The sequence below is a fragment of the Aeriscardovia aeriphila genome, from assembly GCF_002259595.1.
Taxonomy (GTDB): Bacteria; Actinomycetota; Actinomycetes; order Actinomycetales; family Bifidobacteriaceae; genus Aeriscardovia; species Aeriscardovia aeriphila.
Genome location: NZ_MWWU01000003.1, coordinates 35,521 through 48,005, shown reverse-complemented (window position 1 = coordinate 48,005; position 12,485 = coordinate 35,521). Strand labels below are relative to the sequence as shown.

Genomic DNA, 12,485 nt, shown 5'->3' with positions numbered 1-12,485 from the left:
AATGACGCAATATCATGTTTCTCCTCAGGGCAAGGACAGCGCAGTAGGCGACGCCCAACACCCCTTCAAAACAATCTCGCGGGCAGCGCTGCTCGCGCAACCGGGCGATGAAGTGATCGTTCATGAAGGCACTTACCGGGAGAATGTTGACCCTGCACGCGGTGGTCTGGATGAAAACCATCGCATCACCTATCGCGCAGCAGCGGGTGAAGCTCGCCCTGTTGTCACTGGTTCTGAAGTTGTGACTGGCTGGGAGAAGGTAGAAGGTAACATTTACAAGCTCACCCTTCCTGATTCTTATTTTGGCGCTTTCAACCCGTTTACGACGAAGATCTTTGGTGATTGGCTTGCTCTGCCGCGTCCGGGTGTGGATGATCCGAAGCACATTGGTGAGGTGTTTATTAACGGTCACCAGCTCTATGAAGTGACGCGCAAAGACCAGCTTGATAATCCTGAGTTACGCGAAACGGTTGAAGACTACGTGACCAAGAAGCAGGTTCCTGTTTTCGATGCGAAGTATACCCAGTATGTGTGGATGTCTGAGCATGACGACGAAGCGGAAACGACAACTATTTTCGCGAACTTCAATGGCGAAGACCCCAACGAGCAGGTGACCGAGATTACCACTCGCCCCACATGCTTCTTCCCTTCGCATCATCACATCAACTTCATCACGGTAGAGGGCTTCGAGTTTAAGAATGTTGCCACTCAGTTCGCTCCGCCAACGGCTCATCAGGTGGGTGCAGTTGGCCCGAATTGGGCGTATAGCTGGCGTATAGTTAACAACGTCATTCACGATTCCAAGGCTGTGGGCATTAGCCTAGGAACCAGCGAAGAGACGGGCGATAACGAGTGGTACCGCACCGACCGCAAGCCGGGCTTCCAATACCAGTTTGAAGCAGTGTTCAAGGCTCTGCGCATCGGCTGGCGTAAGGGTGTGATCGGCTCGCATTACGTAGCAGGCAACACGATTTATGATTGCGGTCAAGCTGGTATTGCGGGCCATATGGGTGGCGCGTTCAGCTTGATTGAAAACAACCATATTTACCGTGCAGGCGCTCGTCGCGAGCTCTTCGGTTGGGAAGTTGCTGGAATTAAGTTGCATGCTGCCCTCGATACGCGCATTCGTCACAATTACATTCATGATTGCTCGCTGGGCATGTGGCTTGATTGGCAGGCGCAGGGTACGCGCGTGAGCTCGAACGTGTTTGAGAAGAATTGCCGTGACCTGATGGTGGAGGTGTCGCATGGGCCTCTGCTGGTGGATAACAACGCGTTCCTCTCACCATATACTTTCGAAGATTGGGCCGATGCTTCCGCCTTTGTCAACAACATTATTGGCGGTGTAATTCAGCCTCATCAGGTTCTCGATCGTTTCACGCCGAACCATTTCCCGCATACGACTGAGCCTGCGGGCGCGTCCTTCGTGTTCTCTGGTGACGATCGCTACATGAACAACGTTTTCCTCAACCCTGCTGGTGAGGAAGGCCAGATGGGCATGGCGGCCTATGAAACCTACCCGAGCAGTTTCGCAGAGTATCAGCAGCGCAACAGGGATGAGATTGCTTCTGGTAGGGTTCAAGGCGACCCTCGTCTGCCGGAGCCCATTGTTGCGGCTGGTAACGTTTTCACTGGTAATCTGCCGGTGTCCAAGCATGACAAGTCGGGCATCACTATGGCTGAGCACCTTGAGATTGCCACTGAGATGAAGGACGACGGTTTGCATATGCTCATCACCGTTCCTCAAGCTCTGGCTGAGTTTACGACGCCTCGTGTGGCAACTGTTGACTTGGGTGTGCCTCGTGTGGTGGAGGAGCGCTACGAGAACCCAGATGGTTCCGACATCGTCGTGGATACGGACCTTGCTGGCAAGCCGCGTCAGAAGCTGGATAATGCTGGCCCTCTGGCTGGTTTGCATGCTGGTGTCAACGACATTGTGGTATGGAAGAAGTAAGCGCTCAAGATTATCACCGCGCTTCTTCTCAGCGTTTTCTCTGTATTGCAGTGCTGTATGGTTTCCGGGTGTGAAACCTGGGGTGCTGGCACTCAAGATGAGTCAGAAAACTGAAGATGACTGAGAAAACTGAAGATAAAACGGAAGATGAGACTCATCGCATGAGTTGAAATAATGGCATCTGTTGAAGCTAGGCTTGGCGCTACCCTGAGGAAAGAGCGCTTGGCCAGGAGGCTTTCAGCAGATGCCATATTTTTCGAAGAGAACTTATTTCCCATTTTCGGAGAACATTCAGAAGGCTTTCAGGTTAAAGAGTTGAGATAATACCAGAACAAGAACGAGCGTAAGCGGCCGAGCAGGCCGCACACAACAGTGGCTCGCCAAGTCGCACATGAAACTGGCTTTGGCCATGAGAAACAACGGCTTTCCAAGCCACGTAAAGGAGAAACATGACGGATCAGAACATGAACGGGAAGAACCCGGATTTCTCGAATCCGGAGAATTCTTCTCACGAGCTTTTTAATGACAATTCTCAACTCAACACCAACAGCAACGACGAGAACGCTGCAACTGCCGATACCACGCAGACTCAGTCAACCAGTGTGCTGGCAACCGGCGAGCAAGCTACTGGCGAACAAGCTACTGAGCAGCTTTCCAACGAGCAGCCAACTGTTCCGCTGTCTACTTCTGGTGAGCAGGCTTCGGGTGAGCAGACTTCTGGCGAGCAATCTGGCAACTCTGGTCAGAGCGCTTATGGCCAGAGCGCTTATGGCCAGAATTCTTACGGCCAGGGTAGCTATGGTCAGAACGTCTACGGTCAGAATGGCTTGAGCAATCAGGGTGGCCAGAACTCTCAGAACGGCTACAACGCCAGCGGCTATGGCTATGGTGCGAACGGTTACAGCTCCAATGGTTATGGTTCCAATAGCTATGGCGCTGGCAATTACGGTTCGAACTATGGCGCTGGCAACTATGGTGCTAGTAACTATGGTTCCAGCAACAATGGCTCCAACGGCTATGGTGCAAATGGCTACAGCTCCAACGGCTACGGCTATGGTTCTTCCAACTCCAGCCGCAACCCTTACACACCAAGCTCGAGCTACACGCCCAATAACTCTGGTAGTGCAAACGACTCGGGCACGGAAAACGGCTCGAGCAGCGCAAACAGCGCAAATAGCCAAGGCACTGCGAGCACCCCTGGTACTTCCAATACACCAGGTAACTTCGGCTTCCGCGGCAACGCTGGAATGCCAGGTGCTCCAGCAGGCTCGCCAGTAGCAACCAAGAAGAAGAATGCCATGCCTCAGTGGGGTGTGGCTCTGCTGTCCGCAGGTGTGGCAGCAGCTCTGGCTGCAGGCTTGGTGTGGGGTGGAATCTCCTCCGGCTTCATCTCTGTTCCACGTGAAACGAGCATCAGCCAGCTGAGCTCTGGTAACGGCTCTGGCACCGCCAAGGTTCCTACCGGCAAGACCATCGACTGGCAAGCACTCAACAAGCAGGTCGCCGCATCGGTGGTCTCCGTCAAGGTCGCCGTGCAAAACGGCGTTGACCTCGGCTCCGGCGCCATCATCGATAAAGATGGCAACATCGTCACTAACAATCACGTGATTGAAGGTGCACAGAGCATCCAAGTCACGCTCAACAATGGCAAGGTTTACTCCGCCAAGCTCGTCGGTACCGACAAGACCACTGACCTCGCCGTCATCCGCTTGGAGAACCCTCCGCAAGACCTTCAGCCAGCCGATTTCGCTGACTCCGATCAGCTTGCCGTAGGCCAGCAAATTATGGCTATTGGTAATCCTTTGGGCTACGAAAATACTGCGACAACCGGCATCGTTTCGGCTTTGAACCGTCCAGTCGCTGTGTCGGATGAAAACAATAACAGTGAGATTGTCACCAACGCCATTCAGATTGACGCGGCCATTAACCCCGGTAACTCTGGTGGCCCGACCTTCGACGCGGCTGGCAAGATCATCGGCATCAACTCCTCGATCGCTACGGCTTCCCAGTCCAGTCAGTCTTCTGGCGGTTCTATTGGCATCGGCTTCGCCATTCCTGCCAATCTGGTGAAGCGAGTAGCCTCCGAGATTATCAAGGACGGCCATGCCACCCACGTGCAACTGGGCGTGACCATTTCCGACGGCTCGGCCAAGGTTGACGGCGCAACTGTCGAGGGTGCCAAGGTTGTGAAGGTGCTCAACGGTTCGGTCGGCGAAAAGGCAGGCTTGCAAACTGGTGATGTGATCGTTGGCTTCAACGGAAAGTCGGTCAGCTCGATGTACTCGGTGCTCGGCTCAGTTCGTGCAACGGCACTCAATGCGCAGGTCAAGCTCACTGTTGTTCGTAACGGCAAGACTTTGGAGCTCAACGCTACCTTCGACCAGAAGGAAGGCACGCTCAGCGACAACTCGAGCAGCAACAATGGCAACAATAATGGCAACAACGACCAGAACAATGGCAACGGCCAGAATGACCAGAACAACAACGGCAATAACGGAAACAATGGAAACAACGGCAACAATGATGGCAATGGCTTCGGCAATGGACTGATTGATCCATTCGGTCTCTTCGGTGGCTCTGGCTTCTGATCTGACTAGCCGGCCGGCTGACTGGCTGACGGATTGGGTTAATGGTTAACCGATCGGGTTAGCGGTTAACTGACCAGGTTAGCTTGCTCAGCTGTTGCCAGTTCGCTTATCAGTTCACTGAAATTGTGTGCACAGAGAGGGACTCTTCATCATGAAGAGCCCCTCTCTTTCGTGTGAATGCTGTCGTTATTAATGATTAATGCAACAAATTTTGCTCCAGAAGTCGAGAAAACTGAGTGAGTCCAACCCTCTGTAAATGAGTAATCTCATCCTTGATAGAGCGAGGTGGATGATTCTTTTCGCTGACTAATTCTTGGATGATGATGCTACTTTCTTCTGGGCTAGATTCAAAAAGATGGCATAAAAAGTTGTCGGGACTAATGGCTGCCACATGTTGTGTTGCAAGTTTTTCCTGAGGAAAGTGCTTTAAGTTATTAGTTACGATGAAGTTTGAATGTGACTGAATTGCTGCGGTAAGGACATGTTCATCATCTGGGTCTGGAAGAGAAATTGGGAATATCTGGTTAGCAGCAAGTGAGATGAGTGCTTCGGGGAAAGCCGAATTGATCGCTTGTAAAAATGCTGAGACTTTCTCTTTTGTAGCATGGCTCCATACTTCAGACAAGTGTTCTGTTACTTCAGCCATGATGACATTTGACCATACGGGTTGATAGAAATCTGCTTCGGCAAAGCTGAGAAGTGGATCAAGTGTCCACATGGAGAAGAAAAGGTTGGAGTCTAGGACTGCACGCATTGTCGTCCTCTACTTCTCGCTGTCATATCCGCCCATGCTGTCAGCCATGCTGCGAGCAGCGGAAAGGAGCTTGCGACGGTATTCAATCTTTTGTTGATAAGCCAGAATGTCGCGATATTTCACCATTCTATGGCCTGTGCCGTGGTTGCGATAAAAGGGAATCTGTCCTGCGTCGAGAAGACGAGCGACAGTTTTCCCACTGACATGGAGAATCTTTGCTGCCTCACCTGTAGTTAAGGTTCGTGAATCATCGGATATATTGTCGACGGCCTTCAATGCAGCAGTAAACTCTTCCTCGGTCAGCTCATAGGTTTTCCCATAACCTTGGATGGCGAAGCGGGAAGAAGTTGGAATTGTTTCTGAAGGGATTGCAAGTTTCATCTCAATTCTCCTCTCCGCGGTTGTCTTAGATTATCACAAACGGACAAAACGGACAAACTAATGAGAAAAAGAAGAACACAAAGCGCAGGATGATTATCATCCTGCGCTCAGGAGAAGAACATGCCCAGTAGTGAGCACCACGGCCAGCACCAGTCACATCTCTATCAAGCGTCAAAGCAGTGCCATCAGTGTTCTCATAACGCTGCCAAACTAAACGAGATGTTCCCAGCTTCTGCGTAGTGACAATCAAGCTTCTCAGCCATGTGCCTTTAGGCATGCTTTTCAATGAAGGTGAAAATCGTATCGAGTGTTTTCTGGCTCCAGAAGTCGTACTCATGGTCCGCGCCGCTCACGCGAACGAAACTGACGTCGACGCCTGCCTTCTTCATTGCCAGCGCCACCTTTTGCGACTGTTCATAGGGCACAAGGCCATCACTATCTCCATGGAGCAGCAAGAACGGCGGGTAAGTTCGCCCTTCGCTCTCGTGCTGCACAATGTGCATTGCGCTCAATTCGTTGATGCGGCTGGAGGCAAACGATGATTCAGAAAGGTCGCTAACCCCGAGCAGCTTGACCCAAATGCCGTTTAAATCTGCACTGAGATCCTCAGGGTGGGGAATCATATCGCGCGGTTCGCTGATGCCGAAGCAGTCAACGGCAAAGGCGACCTTATCGCTCATTTCGGCATGAGATCCGTCGTTATACATGTTGAGGCCTGAAGTGAGGCCCATGAGCAGAGAGGTGGTGCCGCCAGATGAGGTTCCCCATACGCCGATGCGCTCAGGGTCGATGAACATGTCGTCACTATGGGCGCGCAGGAATCGCAGTGCTGCTTTCACATCTTCCATGAAGGCGGGGAAGGGGTGGCCTTGCGTGCAATTGCGGTGGTTGACGGTGGCAATCACAAAGCCTCGGCGTGCGAGTTCGGCCAGCTGAGGGATTTCATAATTGCGGTCTGGGGTTTGGAAGGCAGAGCCTTGAATGAAGAGGACGGTCGGGAAGTGGGGATGTTCGCTGTTGGGCACTTGTGGCTGGAGAACATCCATCATGAGTTTTTCGCCGTCAATTTCCTTGTACACAATGCCGGGGTTGAGGCGCGCTAAGCCGGTGAGGCTCGGGTTGTGTTCGATTACTGTTGTCTGGATGATTTCGTCGAAGTGGGCGAGCTCGTCTGGGCTTATGGTTGAGCTTTCTGCGCTCGAGCTCTGCTCGTGGTTTGTTTCGTTCGTCATTCCTTCTCCTTGACGCTTCTTTGCGACAGTGGTGAGGCACGTGGTGCTCGCTTCTTTGTGTGCAGTCACTTCTATTCCAGCGCATCTTGCTGAATTTCTCCAGATTATCAGCCCCAAGCTACCCATTTCGAAACTTTAGAATTCCACGTGAAACAGTTTCACATAAAACAGTTTCACGTAAAACAACAGCGGAAGGTTCGCAACAATACCGACCAGGAAGGCAGCATCCGGTTTGCCAATCAGGAAGGCTGCATTCGATTTGCCAACCAGGAAGAGTACCCACACTGACAATCTGGAAAAGGCTAGTAGCGCGCCGCTGAGAAGAGTGACAATCTCACAGGCAAGAGAAGGAGAAACTAAACGAGGAGGGGAACGAGCCTACCCACCTGCTCGTCGCGCTCACCAACAGGAGCGACATTGCCTGCGTCTTTCTCCTGCTGCCAGGTCGTAATGCCACAAGCCAGGCGAAGCCACGTCCAATAATCCATCTCCAACACATCAGGAGGAGTGAGATTATGCGGATCAGAGTCGGGGCCAGGGAAAAGCTTAACCGCGGCGAAAGGCGGCACGCGAAGCTCAGTCGAGGGGCCAGGAACCGCGCGCTCCAGCACATTCAAGCTGTAACGAACCGCCATCGCAAGCACCGGGCGAGGCAGAAAATCAGGGTCAGCAGGGTCAGCAGGCCCCGTCAAGCCAGTGAGTGCAGAATTATCCGAGGTGCGCAAAGCTAAATGCTGCAACGCTTCCTGGCAGCGCAGAAAATCGCGACGGCCACGCTCGAGGTCTTTTTCTTTGATTGCAGGCATAGTGCCAGTTTAGCCTCGCTCGCCGTTCGCTTTTTGTAAATTCTACGGGAGTTGCAGTGTATGAGTTGCTCACATCGCGAAAGCCTCCCATAATGGAAGTAAGTGTCGCGATTTCCTAATATCGCGCGGCTGGACGTAGAGGAGCACAACCGTGCTCTGAGGCAAAGCAGCTTGCCGCCCACACGCTCATGACGGTGAAATGTCAGGGGCCAACGCGGGCGAAGGGTTCTTTGTCGGATGCGCTGGAAACGCATCCGCCCGGCTCAGTATCACAGAAAGAGCATATTGTGAGCGACGAAATCACTCGTGAGCAACTCAAGGACGAGATCATTGCTGCATTGCGTCATTCCCGCGGTGTGAGCCTCGCCGAGGCCAACAACGAGGATATGTATGTGGCGGTTTCTACCGTGGTGCGCAATCTTCTCGCTGACAAGTGGATTGAAACCCGTGAGGACACCCTGAAGGGCAACACCAAAGCTGTTGGCTACCTCTCTGCTGAGTACCTGCTCGGCACCCAGCTGCCAAACGCCATCCTCAACTCTGGTGTTCCTCAGAAGGTAGAAGCAGCTGTGAAGGAGCTCGGCTTCGACCTCAACGCTGTTGAAGATGTGGAAGTTGAGCCAGGCCTGGGCAACGGTGGCCTCGGCCGTCTCGCTGCCTGCTTCATCGACTCCTTGGCAACCAAGGCCGTTCCAGCAATCGGCTACGGCATTCGCTACACCTACGGCATCTTCCGCCAGGAGTTCGATAAGGACGGCAACCAGGTTGAGCGTCCAGACTACTGGCTGTACAAGGGCAGCCCATGGGAGCAGGCAAACTACCGCCGCGAACAGCGCGTTGGCATGGGCGGCGTTGTCGTCACCACTAAGGACGGCAAGCGCGAATGGAAGCCAGCATGGCAGTTCCGCGCCATTCCTTACGACTACATGGTTCCAGGCTATGAATCTGGCCGCGTCGGCACCCTGCGTTTGTGGAGCGCCAAGGCAGTCGACGAATTCGACCTGCTCACCTTCAACCGTTCCCAGTATGAGGACGCAGTCAAGGGCCAGACTTGGGCAGAATCCATCACCAAGGTTCTCTACCCAGAAGATTCCACCTACGTTGGCAAGCAGCTTCGCTTGGAGCAGCAGTACTTCTTCTCTGCAGCATCCCTGGCTGACGCCATCTCCCTGTTCTACCCAGGTGAAGAACACCCGGATATGACCACCTTCCCAGACAAGATCACCTTCCAGCTCAACGACACTCACCCGGTGATTGCCATCGCCGAGCTCATGCGCCTTCTGATCGATAAGTATGGTTACGACTGGGATACCGCATTCTCCATCACTCAGCGCACCTTCAACTACACCTGCCACACCCTGCTTCCAGAAGCACTCGAGGTGTGGGATGCCAAGCTGATGGGCGAACTGCTTCCTCGCCACCTCGAGATCATCGAGCAGATCAGCGACTGGGCAGCACACGACCAGGCCAAGCACGGCGCCAGCCCAGAGGCCATCGAGCGTATGCGCATCTACTCCAACGGCCGCGTGCGTATGGCTTACCTGGCAACCATGGCTGGCTCTCATGTCAACGGCGTTGCCGAGTTGCACTCTCAGCTGCTCAAGGACATCACTCTCAAGGACTTCGCAGACCTCTACCCAAGCAAGTTCACCAACGTCACCAACGGCGTCACCCCACGTCGCTTCATGCGTTTGGCAAACCCACGCCTGTCCGAACTGGTCACTAAGACTTTGGGCAGTGAAGAGTGGCTCAACGACCTCGAGCAGCTCAAGGGCCTCGAGAAGTATGCGGATGATCCACAGTTCTTGAAGAAGTTCGCCGAGGTCAAGCACCAGAACAAGGTGGACTTCGCCGACTGGCTCAAGCGCACTCAGGGTGTGGAAATTGATCCAAACTCCATGTTCGACACCATGATCAAGCGCTTGCACGAGTACAAGCGCCAGTCTATGAAGCTTCTGCAGGTCATCGCACTGTACAACCAGCTGAAGTCTGGCCAGAGGGATATCAACACCTTCCAGGCTCGTACCGTCATCTTCGGTGCAAAGGCTGCTCCTGGTTACGCTATGGCAAAGCTCACCATCAGGCTCATCAACAATGTTGCTCGTGTGGTGAACAACGACCCAGCATTGCAGGGCAAGCTGCGCGTGGTGTTCATTGAGAACTACAACGTCACCTCCGCTCAGCGCATCATTCCTGCCACCGACCTCGACGAGCAGATCTCGCTGGCTGGTAAGGAAGCTTCCGGTACCTCCAACATGAAGTTCGCCATCAACGGCGCTGTCACTGTGGGTACCTTGGATGGTGCAAACGTGGAGATCCGTGAGCGCGTTGGTGCTGAGAACTTCTTCCTCTTCGGCATGAAGGTCGAGGATGTCGAGAAGCTCGACGGCAACTACAACCCACGTAGCTATTATGAGAGCGACCCAGACCTCAAGGGTGCTATCGACGCTATTGCTTCCGGCATGTTCTCCTATGGTGATCCAAACACCTATAAGGAGTTCACGGAGAACCTCATCAACAAGGATCCATTCATGGCCCTTGCTGACTTCCGTGAGTACATGGACATTCAGGACAAGATCGAAGCTGCCTACCAGGATAAGCAGGCATGGACTCGCATGGGTGTTCTGAACACCGCGAACTCCGGCTTCTTCACTTCTGATCGCTCTATTCAGGATTACCTGGATCGCGTGTGGATGACGGGTTCTCTTCCTCAGCACAAGTGATCAGCGATAGTTGCTGAACTAGTAATCGCTTGAGATTATCAGTGCGATAAATAGCCTCCCATTGCTTGCAGTGGGAGGCTTTTGTTATAGGTCGAGACACACATACCTCAGGCTTGCAAGTGAGTAGCGCTTTCTTGCGTGAGAGTGCCATCCTGCAAAGAGAAAATTCTGTCGCAGTAGGGAAGAATACGCGGATCGTGCGTGGCAAGAATCAGCCCGTGGCGCTGAGAAGGATCGTGCGCCCAGTCACGCAGCAGGGTGATAATCTCATGCGCATTTTCATGGTCAAGCGCAGCAGTCGGCTCATCGGCGAGAATGATCGACGGCTCGTTGACCAGGCAGCGAGCGATTGCCACGCGCTGTTTTTGGCCGCCAGACAGTTGAGCGACGCGAACGTTTTCCTTACCTGCGAGGTTGACCTTGGCGAGAGCTTGCGAACACAATGCCTTCGCCTTGCGCCCATAGAGAGGCTTGGCGCGGTATTCCAGCGGTATCGCGACGTTTTGCCACACTTTATCGTGGTCGATGACGGCGTAATCTTGCCGAATATAGCCAAACACTTGGTTTCTCAAGCGCGCGCGGTGGGAAGAGGAAGAATCAGGAACTTTCCCGTTGACAACAACTTTTCCGTGGTCAGGCTGGAGAAGGAAGCCGCAAATGTTGAGTAGCGTCGTTTTTCCTCCTCCTGAAGGGCCCATAATGCACACTATTTCATGGGGGAGTAGCTCCAGATTAACAGTGTCGAGAGCGGTGATGACGCTATCGGCTTGATGGTAGCGGTGAGTGATTCGTTTGAGTTCCAAGAGTGGCTGATCCAGTGGCTGGTTCAGTGGCTGATCCATAGGAGTACTTTCTGGGTGTGAAGACGTGTTTTCGTGGAGCGAAGAGGTGATGTCTGGGAGTGAAGACGTGTTTTCAGTGGTCTTGAAAACGTTTGTGCTAATCATGAGATGCTCCTTTTAATAGTTCGCATGGTGGTGAGAGTGCATACCAGGAAAACGACCAGAGTGAAGGTGAGAATGATAATCCCGGGTATTGCAAATTGTTGTTGTGCTTGGTAGGCCAGGAGAGCTGAGGGAAGTACAGCCGGAACAACAAGAGAAAGCAGAAGGAAAGTAATCACTCGTATGCTCAAAGAGCCGAGAGTTGCTCCAAAGAAGTAGCGGATGCGCAGCTCGGTTAACTCTTCTCGTACCAAAGTTTTTCCTAAGGAGAAGAAGAGGAAGAAGACGAGGATAAGAAGAGCGAGAGAGGGAACAACATAACTGATAGTGAGTGCCACCACTTTCCGAAATTGTTCAGGAAGGCTCACTGATAGGTTTTGTGGGACGAGTGACATTCCCCAGCTGTAGCAAGAGTGCAAGAAGAGGGAGAGGTCGTCATCACTGATATGTGAAGGCTCTTTCATCAAGAAAATCGTGTTAAAAAGAGCGCGAGTCTTCTCTTGTTCATCCATACGTGATAGCGCGGAGGGTGGTAGAACAATGACGACGTGATGAGCCAGGCTTTCACCAAACCCGTGTGGAGAGAAGAAACTTGCGTGAGAGGGCAAGTGTTGGCTGGCTGTCAGATGGTAGCCGGCAATGGGAAGGTCGATCGATTTTTCTGGTAAATCTGCACCGAGGTAAGCTCGAGGTTTCGTGGACTGTGGATTGGGAATTCCAAATACAGCAAGGTTTGTCTTCTTGCCCATCACGATAAGCACGTGATGGCGGTTAGCAAAATCCTTGTTGGACAATTCAATGTTCGTATTCACATAGCTGACTGCGCTGCCTTTCGCAAGCTCAGTAGAAAGAATATGTATTGCGGACTGATCTTGTGTTTTCGGGACACTGTTATCGTAATACGCGCTGAAATAGACGGGATCATGTGCTCTCAGTTCTTGGCTTTGTTTGAGTGCAATTGCCTTATCGGTAACTGTGGAGAGGTTCATGCCGATGCTGAAGCAGACTAAACCCATTAACAGCATAATGGTAATGATCTGAACGAAATGGCGTGTGACGAGAGTAATCCCGTTTCTTATTTCGTGGAATAACTGACGCATGTG

General features: G+C 52.7%; 9 protein-coding genes and 1 pseudogene. 3 read left to right on the top strand and 7 right to left on the bottom strand.

Annotated elements, in window-relative coordinates; genetic code table 11:
* The first annotated feature begins 1 nt into the window (after nt 1).
* Nucleotides 2-1,954, top strand: coding sequence for a right-handed parallel beta-helix repeat-containing protein (locus AEAE_RS05545; RefSeq protein ID WP_094690167.1), 1,953 nt, complete (start codon nt 2-4; stop codon nt 1,952-1,954).
* Between the two features lie 92 nt (nt 1,955-2,046).
* Here AEAE_RS05545 and AEAE_RS07095 read toward each other — a convergent pair.
* A pseudogene (locus AEAE_RS07095) lies at nt 2,047-2,244 on the bottom strand (hypothetical protein); the annotation flags it as partial.
* A gap of 159 nt (nt 2,245-2,403) precedes the next feature.
* On the opposite strand from AEAE_RS07095, the gene AEAE_RS06960 reads away from it, so the two are divergent.
* Nucleotides 2,404-4,542: a trypsin-like peptidase domain-containing protein gene (locus tag AEAE_RS06960; RefSeq protein WP_244569652.1), complete on the top strand. Its 2,139-nt coding sequence runs from the start codon at nt 2,404-2,406 to the stop codon at nt 4,540-4,542.
* Between the two features lie 196 nt (nt 4,543-4,738).
* Here the strand turns inward: AEAE_RS06960 and AEAE_RS05535 are convergent, their stop codons facing one another.
* From AEAE_RS05535 to AEAE_RS05520, 4 genes are all read right to left on the bottom strand, one after another.
* Entirely contained in the window at nt 4,739-5,296 is a 558-nt protein-coding gene (locus AEAE_RS05535; RefSeq protein WP_094690166.1) for a PIN domain-containing protein, read from the bottom strand.
* Nucleotides 5,297-5,305: 9 nt separating this feature from the next.
* Nucleotides 5,306-5,677 (bottom strand): helix-turn-helix domain-containing protein, encoded by a 372-nt coding sequence (locus AEAE_RS05530; RefSeq protein ID WP_094690165.1) that lies wholly within the window; start codon nt 5,675-5,677, stop codon nt 5,306-5,308.
* 269 nt (nt 5,678-5,946) lie between these two features.
* A complete protein-coding gene (locus tag AEAE_RS05525; protein ID WP_158520537.1) occupies nt 5,947-6,909 on the bottom strand; it encodes an alpha/beta hydrolase in 963 nt (320 codons plus the stop codon).
* 356 nt (nt 6,910-7,265) lie between these two features.
* Complete coding sequence (locus AEAE_RS05520) at nt 7,266-7,715, bottom strand: sterol carrier family protein (RefSeq protein ID WP_094690163.1); 450 nt, start codon at nt 7,713-7,715, stop codon at nt 7,266-7,268.
* A gap of 287 nt (nt 7,716-8,002) precedes the next feature.
* Here AEAE_RS05520 and AEAE_RS05515 point away from each other — a divergent pair, with 287 nt between their 5' ends.
* The gene (locus AEAE_RS05515) at nt 8,003-10,438 is read left to right on the top strand and encodes a glycogen/starch/alpha-glucan phosphorylase (RefSeq protein ID WP_244569651.1); all 2,436 of its coding nucleotides are present in this window, start codon (nt 8,003-8,005) and stop codon (nt 10,436-10,438) included.
* A 107-nt stretch (nt 10,439-10,545) separates the two neighbouring features.
* On the opposite strand, the gene AEAE_RS05510 is transcribed toward AEAE_RS05515, so the two are convergent.
* Complete coding sequence (locus AEAE_RS05510) at nt 10,546-11,385, bottom strand: ABC transporter ATP-binding protein (protein WP_094690161.1); 840 nt, start codon at nt 11,383-11,385, stop codon at nt 10,546-10,548.
* Complete coding sequence (locus tag AEAE_RS05505) at nt 11,382-12,482, bottom strand: hypothetical protein (protein ID WP_094690160.1); 1,101 nt, start codon at nt 12,480-12,482, stop codon at nt 11,382-11,384. Before AEAE_RS05505 ends, AEAE_RS05510 begins: the two co-directional genes overlap by 4 nt.
* Nucleotides 12,483-12,485: the final 3 nt, after the last annotated feature.